Source organism: Glycomyces sp. NPDC047010 (genome assembly GCF_040644205.1).
In the GTDB taxonomy this organism is placed as follows: domain Bacteria; phylum Actinomycetota; class Actinomycetes; order Mycobacteriales; family Micromonosporaceae; genus Glycomyces.
On record NZ_JBEYVY010000018.1, the window covers coordinates 19,789 to 34,956 of the forward strand.

A 15,168-nucleotide genomic window follows, 5' to 3' on the forward strand; every position below is an offset into this window, starting at 1 on the left:
GGGACGGCCCCCGGCGGGGGCCGTCCCTCGTTCGCGTCTCGGTTACAGGGCTTCTGCGGTCTGGTGGTCGGTCTCCTTGGGTTCGCGGCCGTAGAGCCAGGGCTGGACGGCCGCGGCGAGGATGCCGCCGACGAGCGGCGCGACGATGAAGACCCACAGGTGCTCCAGGGGCGCGCCCCCGGCGAACAGGGCCGGGCCGAGCGAGCGGGCCGGGTTGACCGAGGTCCCGGTGAGCGGCAGGCCGACCAGGTGGATGATGACGAGGACCAGGCCGATGGCGGCGCCCGCGGCCGGGGTGGCGCCCTTCTTGCTGGTGACGGCGAGGACGGTGAAGACGAGCAGGAACGTCAGGAGCGCTTCGATGACGATGGCGCCGGTGAGGTTCACGGTGGCGCCGTAGTCGTTGGCGCCGAGCGCGCCGGTCTGGTCGGTGACGTCCCCGGCGGTGGTCATGAACTTGAGGAGCGCGGCGGCGGCGATGCCGCCGGCGAACTGGGCGATCCAGTAGCCGACCGCGGTGGCGGTGTCGACGCGGCCGGTGAGGAGCGCGCCGAGGGTGACGGCGGGGTTGACGTGGGCGCCGGAGATCGGGCCGATCGCGTAGGCGAGTGCGAAGAGGACGAGGCCGAAGGCGAAGGCGACGCCCACGAATCCGATGGCTTCGCCGTTGATGCCGTACACCGCCGCGCCGACGGCGAAGAAGACCAGGCAGAAGGTGCCGACCAGTTCGGCCCAGATCGCGCGCATGACGTCCTCCTCGAAACCGTTTCCTACGTCTGTTCCAGAGGATGGCAGGATTGGGGCGACTTCGTGAGCGTTTGCGCTATTTGGACTGACTTGCGCCGTGGTTCGGGTGCGGGTCAGGCGCGGTCGAGGTAGTGGAGGACGGCGGCGACGCGGCGGTCGGTCTCGTCGTCGGGGGTGAGCCCGAACTTGAGGAAGATGTTGCGGATGTGCTTGTGGACGGCGTTCTCGGTGATGAACAGCCGCTGGGCGATCGCGCCGTTCCCCAGGCCCTCGGCCATGACCGACAGGACCTCCTTCTCGCGGGGCGTGAGGCGTTCGACCGGGTCGTCGGCGCGGCGCTGCGCGAACAGCTGCGCGACGACCTCGGGGTCGATGGCGGTGCCGCCGCCCGCGACGCGGTGCAGGGCCTCGACGAACGCGTCGACGCGGCCGACGCGCTCCTTGAGGAGGTACCCGACGGCCCGGGCGCCGTCGGCGAGCAGGTCGGTGGCGAACGACTGCTCCACATAGGCGGAGAGCACGAGGACCGCGAGGCCCGGGTGGGCGCGGCGGGCCGCGACGGCGGCCTTGATGCCCTCGTCGGTGTGCGTGGGGGGCATGCGGACGTCCACGACCGCGACGTCGGGGCGGTGCTCCTCGACGGCGGCGAGGAACGCGGCCGGGTCCCCCACGGAGGCGACGACGTCGAAGCCCTCCCCGCGCAGGACCAGGTTCAGGCCCTCGCGCAGGAGGGTGTCGTCCTCGGCGATCACGATCCGCACGGCAGCTCCACTCTGATCTCGGTCGGCCCACCGGGTGGGCTGGTCACGGTCGCGGTCCCGTCGAGCGCCTCGACGCGCCGCGTGATGCCCGCCAGGCCCGATCCGGCCCCGGCGTCGGCGCCGCCGCGGCCGTCGTCGACCACGGCCACAGTGAGGGTATTCCCCCGCCGCGTCACCTCCACCGACGCGCTCGTCGCACGGGAGTGCTTGGCCACGTTGGTGAGCGACTCGGCGACCACGAAGTACGCGGTGGCCTCGACGCTCGCCGGGCACCGGCCCGGCACGTCCACGGCCACCGTGCAGGGCACGGCGCAGTCCGAGGCCAGTGCGTTCAGGGCCCCGGCGAGCCCGCGGTCCTCCAGGACCGGCGGGAGGATCGAGCGGACGACGGCGCGCAGTTCGGCGAGCGCGTCCTCGACGGTGTCCTGGGCGCGGCCGAGGATCTCCACGGCCCGGTCGGGGTCGCGGGGGACCTCGCGCTTGGCGGCGCCGACGAGGACGGCAACGGCGACGATCCGGTTCTGGGCCCCGTCGTGGAGGGCCCGTTCGATGCGGCGCAGCTCGACGGCGTGCGCGTCGAGGGCGGCGGCGCGGGTCGCGGTGAGGCGGGCGACGCGCTCGGACAGGTCGATGTCGGGGTCGGGCCCGAGGAGGTTGACGCCGGGCCGGGCCTGGATCTCCAGGAGCTTGGGGCCGAACAGGAGCCACAGCGCGAACACGGCGATGCCGGTGGCGAAGCCGAGGGCCGCGGCGGGCGCGGTGTGCGCGTCGAGCATCCCCGAGAGGATCTGCTGCTCCGAGGCCGGCGCGAACGCCCACCACAGCGGGTAGGTCGCGTCGCGGACGGACACGAACGGCATGTTGATGAGGGTCGCCCCGAGGATGAGGCCCCACGTGCCGTGGAGGAACACCCACATGAGGTCGCGGCGCGCGGTCGGGTCGGCGCGCAGTTCGCGCAGGCTCCGCGGGGCCTCGGCGTCGGGGCCCGAGTACGGGGACTCGACGTCGTGGCCGAGGCGGTGCAGGCGCCGCCGCTCCAGGCCCGCGAGCATCCGCACCCACTGCATGGTCGGGTGGACGAGGAACCGCCCGGCGCCGAGCAGCGAGAGGAAGCCGACGAGGACCGCCACGGGGATCGTGTAGAGCGCGAGGATGCCGAACCCGGCGCCGACGGCGCCGTACCCGGAGGCGCGCAGGGCCGCGGCGAGCACCGAGCCGAGCCCGGACCTTCCCTCGCCGTCCGGGCGCAGCTGCGCGTCGAACCACGCCTGCACGCGCTCACGCCTGCCGATCGCCATCGCTTCCTCCAAGAACTCGCTTGGAAACGTACCCGCGGCGGGCCCGCGCCGTCGCTACAGCCTGCTGTACAAGGCGGAACGGGCCGGTACTACAGCTGGCTGTACCCGCCCGGTTCCGGTTGTCCCCACCCCTGTTCCGGCAGCTGACCGCATTGGAAACGGACACGGAACGCCATAGCGTCGTCGGTACCAAGGAAACCCGGAGGCACACCGATGACCACCACCCTCGCCGCTCCCCCGAGCAGGCGCCCCGCGACCGCCGCACCCGCGCTCGCCCTGAGGGAGATCACGAAGACCTACGACGGCGCGCACACCGTCCTCGACCGCGTCAGCCTCGACGTGCCCGGCGGCGCGCTCATCGCCGTCATGGGGGGACCGGGGGCCGGGAAGTCCACGCTCGTGCACTGCGCGGCCGGGCTCGACGACCCCACCGGCGGGGAGGTCCGCATCGCCGACCGGCGCATCACGGGCCTCGAAGAGGCGAAGCGGACCCTGCTGCGGCAGGGCCGGGTCGGGTTCGTGTTCCAGTCGTTCAACCTGCTGCCGTCCCTCACGATCGAGGAGAACCTGGCGATGCCGCTGCGCCTCGCGGGCGAGGCCGAGGACCGCGACTGGCTGCACCACCTCGCCGAGCGCACCGGCGTCAGCCGGCTCCTCCAGCGCCGCCCCGGGGACCTCGTGCCGGTGCTCCAGCAGCGCGCGGCCGTCGCGCGGGCCTTCGCGTCCCGTCCCGACGTGGTCGTCGCCGACGAGCCGACCGGCGCCCTCGGGCCCGCGGACGCCTCGGAGGTCCTCGACCTCATGCGGTCCCTCGTGGACGAGTGGGCGCCGGGCCTGCTCATGGTCACGCAGGACCCCGCGGCCGCCTCCCGCGCGCACGCGACGTTCGCCCTCGAAGGGGCGCGCCTGCGCCCCGTCCTGACTTCCACTCGGTAGCAAGGGGAAACAGCAGGGCCCGCCGATTCTCGGCGGGCCCTGCTGTGCGGGTGTTTGTTTCTCAGTGGTGCTTACGCGGCTTCGACGACCTCGGGGGCGCGGCGCCCCATGAGGGCGGTGGCGCTGGCGAGGAGGCCGACCGCGGCGACCGCGGTCACCAGGTACAGGCCGGGCCGGTACTGGGCGATGCTGGTGGCGGTGCCCCCGGCGATGAGGCCGGTGACGATCGCGAGGACCACGGCGCCGCCGATCTGCCCGGAGGTCTGGACCAGGCCGGAGGCCAGGCCCTGCTCGTCGTCCGAGATGCCCTCGGTGGCCTGGACCATGACCGACGAGAAGCCGATCGCGAAGCCGAGGCCCAGCAGCAGGAACGCGGGCAGGTAGTCGGTGAGGTAGTTCGGCTGGGCCGAGCCGCCGCGGACGATGAACCACAGGTAGCCGAGGACGAACGCGGCCATCGAGGCGATGATCATCGACTTGGTGCCGTAGCGGTCGATGAACTTGCCCGCGAGCGGCGACAGGATCGCCACGATGATCCCGGCGGGGGCCAGGGCCAGCGCCATCTGGATCGGCTCCCACCGGAGCGTGTTCTGGAGGTACAGGGACACGATCGTCTGGAAGCTGATGTAGGACCCGAAGATCGCAAGCGCGGCCAGGTTGGCGCGGACGATCGACTTGACCTTGAAGATGCTCAGGCGCACCAGCGGGTGGGCGACCTTGTTCTCGATGACGAAGAACGCGCCGAGGAGCAGGACCGCGGCCGCGGTGGTGGCGGTGACGAGCGGCGTGAAGCCGGTCTCGGGGACCGTGACGATCGTGTAGACCGCGGCGAGCATGCCGCCGGTGAGCGTCGCGGAGCCGAGGAAGTCGATGCGCCCCTTCTCGCGCTCGGTGTTCTTGGGGACCACCACGAACGCGGCGATGAGCACGCCGACCACGACGATGACGGGCGCGAAGAACGTCAGGCGCCAGTCGACGCTGGTGAGCAGGCCGGAGGCGATGAGGCCCGAGGCGTACCCGGTGGCGCCGAAGACGGTGAAGATCGACAGGGCCTTGTTGCGGTCGTGGCCCTCCTTGAACGTGGTCGTGATGATCGACAGCGCGGCCGGGGCGGTGAACGCGGCGGCGACGCCCTTGACGATGCGCGAGGCGATGAGCAGGCCCTCGTGCTCGACGAGCCCGCCGATGAGCGAGGCGGCGCCGAAGACGACCAGCGCGGTGAGGAAGACCTGGCGGCGTCCCAGCAGGTCGGCCATGCGTCCGCCCAGGAGGAGCAGGCCGCCGTAGCCGAGGATGTAGCCGTTGACGATCCACTGGAGCGAGGCCGTCTCCAGGCCCAGCTCGGCACCGATGGACGGGAGCGCGACGCCGACCATGGAGACGTCGAGGGCGTCCAGGAACATCGCGAGGCCGGCCACGAACAGGACCGCCCACAGCTTTGGACCCCATCGGCTCGGGGTGTGTGAAGGTGTATCGATGCCGGTCGAAGTCGAGGTGGGGAGGGGTTTCGGTTCGGTGATCGTCATGCCGAGAAACTTACATGCACGTGCATTGGATGTCAACACATCAAATGCGTAGACATTAAATGTCTTGACATGGTAATCTCCTGGTCATGGAGGCCGAAGTATCCGAAGACGTGTGCACCAAGTGGTCTGAAACACTTCGCGTGTACCACACCACATCCTGCGAGCTGGAGAACGAGCTCCAGGACGGGCACGACCTGGGACTGAGCGAGTTCGAGGTCCTCAAGATCCTGTCCAGCAAGTGCTGCGACAGCACCGGCAAGGCCAAGATGAAGGACCTCGAAGCCGAGATGTACCTCAGCCAGAGCGCCCTCTCGCGCACCGTCACGCGCCTGGAGAAGGCCGGCCTCGTCACGCGCGCGACCTGCGACTTCGACCGCCGCGCCATGTTCCTCATGCTGACCCCCGCGGGCCAGGAGCGCTACGAGGCCGCGCAGCCCACGTACCGGGGCGTGCTGCTCCGCCACTTCGCCTGAGCCGCTTCGCGATCCGTCGCTGAAACGGTTCAATGCGCGCGCTCTGGGGCCCGCTTCGGACGGCATACCCCCTTGCGGCGTGACGGTCGGTAAGGTGAGGTGGAGAGCAGTCACAACCGATCCGGCATGGAGAGTGGATGTCATGACTCCCCCAGAGAACGACCGACCCGACGACGAGGACGGCGGCACCTTCAAGCTCAAGCCCGGCGCGCAGCCGCCCGCCGCGGCCCCTGAAGGAGGGGAGGAGGCCGGACTCGACCGCACCATGAAGATCAACCGGGTCGAGGCCCAGCAGGGCACCCCGCCCCCGCCGCCCTCGCCGCTCGGGAACCCGACCGGCCCGTCGGACCCGCCGGCCGCGGAGTACGCCCAGACCACGGTCATGCCGCAGACGGGCTCCCAGACCGGGTTCAACCCGTCCGGGACCCCGCAGCCGCCGCAGCCGAACCCGCTCGGCTCGGGCCAGCTCCCGCAGTCCGCGCCCGGCCAGCAGCCGTACGGACAGCCCGGCCAGCAGCCCGGCGGCTACCCGCCGCCCCCGCCCCAGGCGGGCTTCCCGCAGCCGCAGCAGACCGGCGCCGTCGGCGCGGTCCCCGAGGGCATCAAGCGCATCGGCCTCATGGCCCTCATCGGCGCGGGCATCGGCGTCGTCTCCGCGGTGTTCTCGTTCATGAACCCGTACGGGGCCTTCGCCGGGGTCATCGGCCTCCTCGTCGCCGCCGCGCTCGCCTGGTACGGCTGGGCGCTGCCGAAGGGCCAGGTCACCTCCGGCGGCCTGCGCCTCACCGGCGTCATCCTCATGATGGTCGGCGCGGGCTTCGGGGTCATCGGGGCCCTGTCGAGCCTCGCGGCCATCGCGATCGTCGGCGGGATCATCTTCCTGACGCTCATCCTCAACCTCGCCGCCGCCGGCGCCTACGGCTACGCGTCCTTCATCTACATCAAGGACCCGGAGGTCAAGGCGTACATCAAGGGCGCGCCGACCGCCCCCGCGGGCTACCCGCCGCCCGGGTACGGCCAGCCGCAGCAGGGCTACGGCCAGCCCGGCGCGTACCAGCAGCCCGGCCAGCCCCCGCAGGGCTACGGCCAGCCGCAGGGGCAGCAGCCCGGCGGGTACCCGCCGCCGCCTCCCGGCTACCCCCAGCCGGGCCAGCAGCAGCCGCCGCAGCCGCCCTACGGCCAGTAGGACTTCCAACCCGCACCGGTCGCGACTAAGCTCACTCGTATGAACTGGCCGCGGCGCCGACGATCGCCACGAGCGACGCAGGCGCCGCGGCCTCCGTACGAGGAGGTACAGATGACTGCAACCGGGGCGCCCATACGCGTCGTCGTCGCCAAGGTCGGGCTCGACGGCCACGACCGCGGAGCGAAGGTCGTGGCGCGCGCGCTGCGCGACGCGGGCATGGAGGTCGTGTACACGGGCCTCCACAACTCCCCCGAGCAGGTCGTCGCCACCGCCCTCGCCGAGGACGCCGACGCGATCGGCCTGAGCATCCTCTCCGGCGCGCATATGACGCTCTTCCCGCGGGTGCTGAAACTCCTCGACGAAAACGACGCGCGCGACATCGTCGTATTCGGCGGCGGCATCATTCCCGACGAGGACGCCGCGCAGTTGCGCGAGGCCGGAGTAGCGCAGATATTCGGCCCCGGCGCCTCGACCCAGGTGATCGCCGAATGGGTCCGCGGCCATGTGCCCTCACCCGATCAGGGCAGCCCCGCGGCCGTTTGAGCGGCCCTGGCCTGCGGATACGTCCGCGGCAAAAAATTCTTTGGGGAGACCGTAACCGCGCCTGGCGGCCCTCGTTCTTATAAGTGTCGGACGCGGAAGCAACACCGCGGAAGACGCATCAGCAGTCGGCCGAAAGGCCGCCGGGCAATAGCGCAGAGGCTTCACCGGGAGTTCACTTCCGAAGCGTCGTGCAATTGAGCTGTGCCACAAGCTGCCGATGCCCTGTCGATTGAGGGGTGGCGATAGGGCATCGTGCCTAAGGGAATCAAGCCATTGAGGGGTGGGCTTGGTTCCCGCTAAGGGGACCGGACGCCTGAGGGGTGCGTCCGGTCCCCGCCTCTTTCCCCACGAGTTCCCCACCGGCCGCACCAGTGCCCCGCAGGAACGCGAATCGCCTGCAAGGGCCCGGCAAGCGGCCTCCCGAGCCTGACTCGTCACACCCGCCGCCCGCCCGGGTCCCCGGCGCCTCGCCGCGCGTTACCCTGCGATAACGGGCGCCTGTAGCTCTCCCCCGCCTGACCGGACCCGGTTCGCCGAGGCCGCGGCCCGCACCGGGCCATGGCGGGGAGGGGCGGGCCGTCCGGTCAAGGAAGACTAGCTAGTGGAGCGGACTCTACAGTGGATCTGTACGAATACCAGGGCCGCGCACTGTTCGCCCGGCACGGAGTGCCGGTTCTGGACGGCGGCGTCGCCACCACACCGCAGGAGGCCGTTGCGCTCGCAGAGCGCCTCGGCGACCGGGTGGTCGTCAAAGCGCAGGTGAAGGTCGGCGGCCGCGGGAAGGCCGGCGGCGTCAAGCTCGCCGACACCGTGGACGAGGTCAACACCCACGCCACGAACATCCTGGGCATGGACATCAAGGGCCACACCGTCGAGAAGGTCATGCTCACGGTGACCGCCGACATCGACGAGGAGTACTACTTCTCGTACCTGCTCGACCGCGCGAACCGCACGTTCCTGTGCATCGCGTCGACCGCCGGCGGCATGGAGATCGAAGAGGTCGCCCACACCGCCCCCGAGAAGGTCGTGAAGCTCCCGATCGACGCCGGTGTCGGCGTCACCCCGGAGATCGCCGACGGCATCGTCACCCAGGCGGGCTTCCCCGAGGACCTCCGCGAGCAGCTCGTGGACGTGTTCGTGAAGCTCTGGGGCGCCTTCGTCGCCGAGGACGCGACCCTCGTCGAGGTCAACCCGCTCGTGCGCACGCCCGAGGGCAAGGTCCTCGCGCTCGACGCGAAGGTCACGCTCGACGAGAACGCGGACTTCCGCCACCCCGACAACGCCGAGTTCGAGGACAAGTCCTCGGTCGACCCGCTGGAGCAGCGCGCCAAGGACTCCGGCCTCAACTACGTGAAGCTCGACGGCTCCGTCGGCATCATCGGCAACGGCGCGGGCCTGGTCATGTCCACCCTCGACGTCGTGTCGTACGCCGGGGAGAACCACGGCGGCGTCAAGCCCGCGAACTTCCTCGACATCGGCGGCGGCGCGTCCGCGGCCGTCATGGCGAACGGCCTCGAAGTGGTCCTGTCGGACCCGCAGGTCAAGGCCGTGTTCGTGAACATCTTCGGCGGGATCACCGCCTGCGACGAGGTCGCCCGCGGCATCCTCGGCGCGCTCCAGACGCTCGCCGACCGCGGCGAGGACGTCACCAAGCCGCTCGTCGCCCGCATCGACGGCAACAACGCCGAGGAGGGTCGCAAGATCCTCGCCGACGCGAACCACCCGCTCATCACCGTGGTCGAGACCATGGACAGCGCGGCCGACAAGGCCGCCGAGCTCGCGAACAAGGGGGCCTAGTCCAATGGCGATCTTCCTCAATGAGAACTCCAAGGTCATCGTCCAGGGCATGACCGGCTCCGAGGGCATGAAGCACACCCGCCGCATGCTCAAGGCCGGCACCGAGATCGTCGGCGGCGTGAACCCGCGCAAGGCCGGCACCAAGGTCGACGTCGACGGCGTGAGCCTCCCGGTGTTCGCCTCCGTGCAGGAGGCCATGGCCGAGACCGGCGCGAACACCTCCGTCGTGTTCGTGCCCCCGGCCTTCTCCAAGGCCGCCGTGGTCGAGGCGATCGACGCCGAGATCGGGCTCGTCATCGTCATCACCGAGGGCATCCCGGTGCACGACTCGGTGACCTTCTGGAACTACGCCGAGTCCAAGGGCAACAAGACCCGCATCGTGGGCCCGAACTGCCCCGGCATCGCCAGCCCCGGCAAGTCGAACGCGGGCATCACCCCCGCCGACATCACCGGGACCGGCCCCATCGGCCTCGTCTCCAAGTCGGGCACGCTGACCTACCAGCTCATGTACGAGCTGCGCGACATCGGCTTCTCGACCTCCGTCGGCATCGGCGGCGACCCGGTCATCGGGACCACCCACATCGACTGCCTCAAGGCGTTCGAGGAGGACCCCGAGACCAAGGCGATCGTCATGATCGGCGAGATCGGCGGCGACGCCGAGGAGCGCGCGGCCGAGTACATCAAGAACCACGTGACGAAGCCGGTCGTCGGCTACATCGCCGGGTTCACCGCCCCCGAGGGCAAGACGATGGGCCACGCCGGCGCCATCATCTCCGGATCGGCCGGCACCGCCGAGTCGAAGAAGGAGGCCCTGGAGGCCGCGGGCGTCAAGGTCGGGAAGACCCCGAGCGAGACCGCCCGCCTCATGCGCGAGGTCGTCGAGAACCTCTAAGCACCGCAAGCGAAAGGGCCGGGCGGTTCGCCCGGCCCTTCGTGTTCCCCGGGGCCCTCGCACCGGGCCGATACGATCGGGGCCATGCCCGCGACGCCCCCGCCCCCGAATCCGCCGACCCCGCCCCGCGGCCGCGGCACGGCCACCGTCGCGTGGGCGCTGCTGCCGCTCCTCGTGCCCGGAGCCGGTGCGCCCCTGGCGTTGGGGATCGCCGCCGGGCGGCGGCCCTCGGCGAGGACGGTGGCGCCGCTGGTCGTCTACACCGCCGCGTTCCTGGGGTTCTTCGCGTTCATCCTCCCGTTCGACGTGGGCACGACTCCGGACTGGGCGCTGTGGAGCTCGTTCGCGACGCTGCTGGTCTCCACGGTCGGCGCCGCCGTCCACCTGCTCGCGATCCGCCGGTACGTCTGGGCGCCGAGGGGCGCCGGACCCGAGCCGAAGCCCGCGCCGCCGCCGAAACCGGTCCCGGTCGGGGACTGGGTGGCCCCGGCCCTCGACCAGGCCGCGCGGCTGCGCGAAGACGCCCGGCGGCTCGCCGAAGGCGATCCGTCGCTGGCGAAGCGCAGCGGCGTCGGCCGCCCCGACCAGCCGCGGCACCTCGACGACGGCGGGCTGGTCGACCTCAACCACGCGCCCGCCGCCGTCCTGGGCGACCTCCCCGGGTTCAACGCGGCGCTCGCCGAGCAGGTCCGCGAGCGCGTGGAGCGCCTGGGGCCGTTCCAGAGCCTCGACGAGGTGATCGTGGAGGTCGGCGTGGCGCCCGGGTTCGAGCGGCACCTGCGCGAGTACGCGGTGCTGATCCCCTAGGACTCCTCGATCCAGAAGTTGTCGTGCTCGGCGAAGAACGCCTTCCGCTCCTCGTCCGAGAGCTCCCCCAGGGTCAGCAGGCCCTCGAAGTAGTCCTCGCGGGGGGCGCCGGGGTGGAACATGAGGAGCATCGAGGCGGGTTCGCCGGACTCGTTGCGGAAGCCGTGGACGCCGCCTTCGGGGACGTGCACGAAGTCGCCGGGTTCGTGATCGACCCACTTGGCGCCGTTGTAGATCCGGATCGTGCCGGTGAGGATGTAGAAGGACTCCGAGATGGTGCGGTGGAAGTGCGGGTCGGGCCCGGACCGGGCGCCGCTCATGTTCCACTGGTAGAGGCCGAACTGGCCGTTGGTGGTCGCGCCGGTCGCCAGGTACCCGGCGGACCCGCCGTTCGGGTACGTCAGGTCCGGCGCCTGCCCGGCGGGGCGGAAGTACGCGCTGATCTCGCCTTCGTCGCCGAAATAGCGCGGTTCGGGATAGGACATGCGGCTCGCTCTCTCTCATGGACGGGGCCCGTGTCCGACGCTACCGGGCGGTCCGGCATATTGGTAGCGTCCTAGCCGAGCGGCTAGTCCCGACCGTGAGGAGACGCCATGTCCGAGACCGTGCTGTTCGTGGACGCGGCGGTGCTCGACACCGTCGCGGGAGTGCTCGTGGACGGGCAGCGGGTGCTGGTGCGGGACGGGGCGATCGCGGCCGTCGGGGCCGAGGTCGAGGCGTCGGACGCGAGGGTGGTGGACCTGGGCGGGCGGACGCTCATGCCGGGGCTGATCGACTGCCACGTGCACGTCAACGCGCACACCGCGGACCTGGCGGGGCTGGGCGACCAGTCGCCCGCGTACGTGGCCGTCAAGGCCGCGATCGAGCTGCGGGAGATGCTCGGGCGCGGGTTCACGACGGTGCGCGACCCCGGCGGGGCGGACTTCGGCATCCACGACGCCGTGGCCGAGGGGCTCATCGACGGGCCGCGGGTCTTCTTCGGCGGCAAGGCGCTCTCGCAGACCGGCGGGCACGTGGACATGCGCCCGCGCGGGCGCGCCGTCAGCGACGACCACCACTGCTGCCCCGACCTGGGGCTCGTGTGCGACGGCGTGGACGGGGTGCGCAAGGCCGCCCGCGAGCAGCTGCGCACCGGCGCCCACCACGTCAAGATCATGCTGTCGGGCGGCGTCGCGTCCCCGACCGACCGGATCGACTCGACCCAGTTCTCCGTCGAGGAGATCCGCGCGATCGTGGAGGAGGCGGAGGCGGCCAACCGGTACGTCGCCGGGCACGCCTACACCGCGCGGGCCATCAACCGCGGCCTGGAGGCGGGCGTGCGGTCCATCGAGCACGGGAACCTCCTCGACCGGTCGAGTCTTGACCTGTTCCTGGAGCACGACGCGTTCCTGGTGCCCACCTTGGTGACCTACCGGCGCATGTCGATCGAGGGCGCCGACTACGGGCTGTCCCCGGCGAACCTGGCGAAGAACGAGATCGTGCTCGGCGCCGGGCTCAAGGCCCTCGAACTCGCGCACGAGGCGGGCGTGAACCTCTGCTACGGCTCGGACCTGCTGGGCGGCATGAGGAAGCACCAGCTGGACGAGTTCGCGATCCGCGGGGCGGTCATCCCCGCGGCCGACGTGATCCGGTCGGCGACCGTGACCGCCGCGCGGCTCCTCGGGGAGGAGGACCGCATCGGGCGCATCAGCCCCGGGTTCGCCGCGGACCTGCTCGTGGTCGACGGCGACCCGCTCGCCGACATCGACGTGCTCACCGACCCCGGCACCAACCTTGACCTGGTGATGCAGGGCGGCAAGGTGAAGGCGGGCACCCTGGGCTGACCGCCACACGGCGGGAGCGCTGCGCAGCGTCCGTAACAAAGGTTTGCTAGGTTCAAGTCGCTCCACATCAGCCCCGGACGCGAGGAGCCTCCTTGAGCAGTTCACCTGAATCCAACGGCATCGCCGAGGCCCTCGGCAAGGCCCTCGCGATCGCGCGCGACGCGCAGCGGGCGCAAGAGGAGAGCGGTGCGCAGACCGTCGAGGTCGAGGCCGCCGACGGCATGATCAGGGTCTCCGCGACCACGGCCGGCAAAGTGGCCGTGGACATCGTCGACCCCCGCGCGGTGCGCCTGAGCAAGGAGCAGCTGAGCGAGGAGATCACCGCGGGCGTCAACGCCGCGCTCGACGCCGCCCGCGAGCAGGCCGGCATCCCCGGGGCGATCGACCTCGAAGGGCTCAACGAGAAGGTCGAGGAGCTCCAGCAGCAGTCCGTGCAGCGCCTCAGTTCGTTCATGAACACCCTCACCGAGTCCCACGCGCGGATCGTGCAGACCGCCGCCGACGGCCGGGGCCTGAGCTGATGCCCGACCTCAGCATCGACCCCGACGCCCTCGACCAGAGCGGGCAGCGCATCGAGGGCACCGCGGAGAAGTTCTTCACCGCCATCGACGAGTTCGCCTCCAGCATCGAGGGCGTCACCGCCGCGTGCGGGAGCGACCAGATCGGCGGGCTCATCGAGCAGGCGCACCAGGCGGTCTTCGAGTTCGCCAAGGAGTGCTTCACCGAAGCGGCCCAGTCGATGGCCGACGCCGGGGTGGACGTGCGCGACTTCGCGGCCCAGCACCTCGACGCCGACAACGCGGTGTCCCAGGCGTTCGCGCAGATCGCCTCCGAGATCGGCGGTGGCGCCTGATGGCGATCACGCTGCCCTCCGAGCTCGCGAGCCTCCTCGGCATCCTCGGCTACGACTGGCCCCAGTCCAATGAGGACAACCTCATGGACTTCGGGCAGGCGTGGATGGACTTCGGCGGCAAGCTCGGGGACCTCAACGGCGAGTCCGCCGAGAACGCCGCCTCCGCGTGGACCGAGCAGGTCGGCAAGGACATCGACGCGTTCCAGGCATGGTGGGAGAGCGAGGACGGCCCCCAGAAGATCATCGGGGACGGCTCCGTCGGCTCCATGATCGCGGGCGTCGGCCTCATCATCTGCGCCGTCATCGTGCTGTGCCTCAAGATCATGGTCATCGTGCAGCTGGTGATCCTCGCCGTCCAGATCGCCATGGCGATCGCCGAGGCCGCCGTCACCTTCGGCGCGTCCCTGCTCCAGGTCCCGATCTTCCAGCAGATCTCGCGGACCGTCGTCGGCAACCTCGTGCAGGAAGCCATCTTCAAGCTCATCGACGCATAGGCGCGGCCCGTGGGAACCGGAAAGAAAAGCGGCGGCAAGCTCATCAGCGCCGCCCTGGAGTTCTTCCAGAAGGCGAAGAAGCAGCGCGCCGGGCGCGCCCAGCAGAACAAGATGGACTACGACAAGCTCCAGCACGCCCTCGTCGGCGACGTCCGGCCCGGCCGGCCCTCCGGCTCGGGCTACCACTGGCGCCCCGGCGGCAACGACTTCGACGGCCGCCGCATCAGACCCGACTCCAAACGGCCCGTCGGCGACAACGGCGTCTACCAGGCCGACCCCGAGTTCTTCGACGCCGGACCGCCGCCCATCTGGAAACCCAAGGGCGGCAACGGCGGCACCTCCACCTTCTTCCCCGACTCGTGGACCGGCGCCGACGTCGACAAGAACATCGCCACCGCGTTCCGCAAGAGCCAGCCGCACCCCACCGACCCGAACATGTGGGTCGGGGAGTCCGGCGGCGTCAAGATCAGCGGCTACTATGACGGCAACAACGGCCGCGGATACACGCACGGCTTCCCATCTGACCAGCAGTAACGAAAGGCACCGCTGAACAATGCGCTTCAGAATGGACGACTACTTCGGCCCGGTCGTGGACGCCGCGCCCGCCGGCCAGGACGTCCTCGCCGCCTGGATCTGCACCGACATCGGCCGGAAGTTCCGCGTGCTCCTCGACGCCCTCGCCATGATCGACGACGTCCGCAGCGGCGGGCAGCCGTTCGAGCAGTGGGACTCCGAGGGCTGGGACGTCGAGTTCGACCCCTCCGGCGTCACCATCCAGGCCGTCTACGGCAACCGCCAGCGCGCGGAGTACGACGTCGAGACCGTCAGGACCGCGCTGGAGGACTTCTGGCAGTTCATGGTCGAGACCCCCGAGCGCGCCAACGCGCCCCGGACCTACCGGCCCGACCTCGCCGAATGGCAGGAGGGCCTCCTCCAGTGGGAGGCGTCCTGGCAGATCCGCCACCCGTACCGCGGGCGCATGGGCATCCCGGAGCAAGGGCCCGCATAAGCAACTGATGACGAAGGCGCGGA

18 protein-coding genes are annotated in these 15,168 nt (G+C 70.8%); 13 read left to right on the forward strand and 5 right to left on the reverse strand.

The window, feature by feature from the left end; all coding sequences use genetic code 11:
• Window positions 1-42: 42 nt before the first annotated feature.
• The 3 genes from AB0A65_RS25675 to AB0A65_RS25685 all read right to left on the reverse strand — a co-directional run bounded on the left by AB0A65_RS25675 (window position 43) and on the right by AB0A65_RS25685 (window position 2,806).
• Complete coding sequence (locus AB0A65_RS25675) at window positions 43-747, reverse strand: MIP family channel protein (protein WP_359955383.1); 705 nt, start codon at window positions 745-747, stop codon at window positions 43-45.
• 113 nt (window positions 748-860) lie between these two features.
• The gene (locus AB0A65_RS25680; protein WP_359955386.1) at window positions 861-1,508 is read right to left on the reverse strand and encodes a response regulator transcription factor; all 648 of its coding nucleotides are present in this window, start codon (window positions 1,506-1,508) and stop codon (window positions 861-863) included.
• Entirely contained in the window at window positions 1,496-2,806 is a 1,311-nt protein-coding gene (locus AB0A65_RS25685) for a sensor domain-containing protein (protein ID WP_359955388.1), read from the reverse strand. Before AB0A65_RS25685 ends, AB0A65_RS25680 begins: the two co-directional genes overlap by 13 nt.
• Before the next feature lie 213 nt (window positions 2,807-3,019).
• Here AB0A65_RS25685 and AB0A65_RS25690 point away from each other — a divergent pair, with 213 nt between their 5' ends.
• Entirely contained in the window at window positions 3,020-3,742 is a 723-nt protein-coding gene (locus AB0A65_RS25690; protein WP_359955391.1) for an ATP-binding cassette domain-containing protein, read from the forward strand.
• A gap of 71 nt (window positions 3,743-3,813) precedes the next feature.
• Here AB0A65_RS25690 and AB0A65_RS25695 read toward each other — a convergent pair whose 3' ends face one another.
• Window positions 3,814-5,268 (reverse strand): MFS transporter, encoded by a 1,455-nt coding sequence (locus tag AB0A65_RS25695; protein WP_359955393.1) that lies wholly within the window; start codon window positions 5,266-5,268, stop codon window positions 3,814-3,816.
• A 140-nt stretch (window positions 5,269-5,408) separates the two neighbouring features.
• Between AB0A65_RS25695 and AB0A65_RS25700 the strand changes: the two genes are divergently transcribed.
• From AB0A65_RS25700 to AB0A65_RS25725, 6 genes are all read left to right on the forward strand, one after another.
• Complete coding sequence (locus tag AB0A65_RS25700) at window positions 5,409-5,741, forward strand: MarR family transcriptional regulator (protein ID WP_359955396.1); 333 nt, start codon at window positions 5,409-5,411, stop codon at window positions 5,739-5,741.
• Between the two features lie 142 nt (window positions 5,742-5,883).
• Window positions 5,884-6,927, forward strand: a complete 1,044-nt coding sequence (locus AB0A65_RS25705) for a hypothetical protein (RefSeq protein ID WP_359955399.1) — start codon at window positions 5,884-5,886, stop codon at window positions 6,925-6,927.
• 111 nt (window positions 6,928-7,038) lie between these two features.
• Complete coding sequence (locus AB0A65_RS25710) at window positions 7,039-7,470, forward strand: cobalamin B12-binding domain-containing protein (protein ID WP_359955402.1); 432 nt, start codon at window positions 7,039-7,041, stop codon at window positions 7,468-7,470.
• Between the two features lie 618 nt (window positions 7,471-8,088).
• Window positions 8,089-9,267 carry an ADP-forming succinate--CoA ligase subunit beta gene (gene sucC, locus AB0A65_RS25715; RefSeq protein WP_359955405.1) on the forward strand — a complete coding sequence of 393 codons (1,179 nt, stop codon included), beginning with the start codon at window positions 8,089-8,091 and terminating at the stop codon, window positions 9,265-9,267.
• Window positions 9,268-9,271: 4 nt separating this feature from the next.
• Complete coding sequence (gene sucD, locus AB0A65_RS25720; protein WP_359955408.1) at window positions 9,272-10,159, forward strand: succinate--CoA ligase subunit alpha; 888 nt, start codon at window positions 9,272-9,274, stop codon at window positions 10,157-10,159.
• 84 nt (window positions 10,160-10,243) lie between these two features.
• Window positions 10,244-10,966 carry a hypothetical protein gene (locus AB0A65_RS25725; RefSeq protein ID WP_359955411.1) on the forward strand — a complete coding sequence of 241 codons (723 nt, stop codon included), beginning with the start codon at window positions 10,244-10,246 and terminating at the stop codon, window positions 10,964-10,966.
• Here AB0A65_RS25725 and AB0A65_RS25730 read toward each other — a convergent pair.
• Window positions 10,963-11,451, reverse strand: a complete 489-nt coding sequence (locus AB0A65_RS25730) for a cupin domain-containing protein (RefSeq protein ID WP_359955414.1) — start codon at window positions 11,449-11,451, stop codon at window positions 10,963-10,965. The two genes, AB0A65_RS25725 and AB0A65_RS25730, sit on opposite strands and share 4 nt — an antisense overlap.
• Window positions 11,452-11,559: 108 nt before the next feature.
• Between AB0A65_RS25730 and AB0A65_RS25735 the strand changes: the two genes are divergently transcribed.
• The 6 genes from AB0A65_RS25735 to AB0A65_RS25760 all read left to right on the forward strand — a co-directional run bounded on the left by AB0A65_RS25735 (window position 11,560) and on the right by AB0A65_RS25760 (window position 15,145).
• Complete coding sequence (locus AB0A65_RS25735; RefSeq protein ID WP_359955417.1) at window positions 11,560-12,789, forward strand: amidohydrolase family protein; 1,230 nt, start codon at window positions 11,560-11,562, stop codon at window positions 12,787-12,789.
• A 92-nt stretch (window positions 12,790-12,881) separates the two neighbouring features.
• A complete protein-coding gene (locus AB0A65_RS25740) occupies window positions 12,882-13,310 on the forward strand; it encodes a YbaB/EbfC family nucleoid-associated protein (RefSeq protein WP_359955420.1) in 429 nt (142 codons plus the stop codon).
• On the forward strand, window positions 13,310-13,642 hold the full coding sequence (locus AB0A65_RS25745) for a hypothetical protein (protein ID WP_359955423.1): 333 nt from the start codon (window positions 13,310-13,312) through the stop codon (window positions 13,640-13,642). Before AB0A65_RS25740 ends, AB0A65_RS25745 begins: the two co-directional genes overlap by 1 nt.
• On the forward strand, window positions 13,642-14,136 hold the full coding sequence (locus tag AB0A65_RS25750; protein ID WP_359955426.1) for a hypothetical protein: 495 nt from the start codon (window positions 13,642-13,644) through the stop codon (window positions 14,134-14,136). Before AB0A65_RS25745 ends, AB0A65_RS25750 begins: the two co-directional genes overlap by 1 nt.
• Window positions 14,137-14,145: 9 nt before the next feature.
• On the forward strand, window positions 14,146-14,670 hold the full coding sequence (locus AB0A65_RS25755) for an EndoU domain-containing protein (protein WP_359955429.1): 525 nt from the start codon (window positions 14,146-14,148) through the stop codon (window positions 14,668-14,670).
• Between the two features lie 31 nt (window positions 14,671-14,701).
• Window positions 14,702-15,145 carry a hypothetical protein gene (locus tag AB0A65_RS25760; protein WP_359955432.1) on the forward strand — a complete coding sequence of 148 codons (444 nt, stop codon included), beginning with the start codon at window positions 14,702-14,704 and terminating at the stop codon, window positions 15,143-15,145.
• Window positions 15,146-15,168 lie beyond the last annotated feature (23 nt).

Bases quoted from the DNA above. Each gene is read 5' to 3' on its own strand.
- AB0A65_RS25695 (WP_359955393.1), bottom strand. From the start codon at position 5,268: ATGACGATCACCGAACCGAAACCCCTCCCCACCTCGACTTCGACCGGC.
- AB0A65_RS25690 (WP_359955391.1), top strand. From the start codon at position 3,020: ATGACCACCACCCTCGCCGCTCCCCCGAGCAGGCGCCCCGCGACCGCC.
- AB0A65_RS25745 (WP_359955423.1), top strand. From the start codon at position 13,310: ATGCCCGACCTCAGCATCGACCCCGACGCCCTCGACCAGAGCGGGCAG.
- AB0A65_RS25710 (WP_359955402.1), top strand. From the start codon at position 7,039: ATGACTGCAACCGGGGCGCCCATACGCGTCGTCGTCGCCAAGGTCGGG.
- AB0A65_RS25730 (WP_359955414.1), bottom strand. From the start codon at position 11,451: ATGTCCTATCCCGAACCGCGCTATTTCGGCGACGAAGGCGAGATCAGC.
- AB0A65_RS25705 (WP_359955399.1), top strand. From the start codon at position 5,884: ATGACTCCCCCAGAGAACGACCGACCCGACGACGAGGACGGCGGCACC.
- AB0A65_RS25750 (WP_359955426.1), top strand. From the start codon at position 13,642: ATGGCGATCACGCTGCCCTCCGAGCTCGCGAGCCTCCTCGGCATCCTC.
- AB0A65_RS25725 (WP_359955411.1), top strand. From the start codon at position 10,244: ATGCCCGCGACGCCCCCGCCCCCGAATCCGCCGACCCCGCCCCGCGGC.
- sucD (WP_359955408.1), top strand. From the start codon at position 9,272: ATGGCGATCTTCCTCAATGAGAACTCCAAGGTCATCGTCCAGGGCATG.
- AB0A65_RS25760 (WP_359955432.1), top strand. From the start codon at position 14,702: ATGGACGACTACTTCGGCCCGGTCGTGGACGCCGCGCCCGCCGGCCAG.
- AB0A65_RS25675 (WP_359955383.1), bottom strand. From the start codon at position 747: ATGCGCGCGATCTGGGCCGAACTGGTCGGCACCTTCTGCCTGGTCTTC.
- AB0A65_RS25735 (WP_359955417.1), top strand. From the start codon at position 11,560: ATGTCCGAGACCGTGCTGTTCGTGGACGCGGCGGTGCTCGACACCGTC.
- AB0A65_RS25685 (WP_359955388.1), bottom strand. From the start codon at position 2,806: ATGGCGATCGGCAGGCGTGAGCGCGTGCAGGCGTGGTTCGACGCGCAG.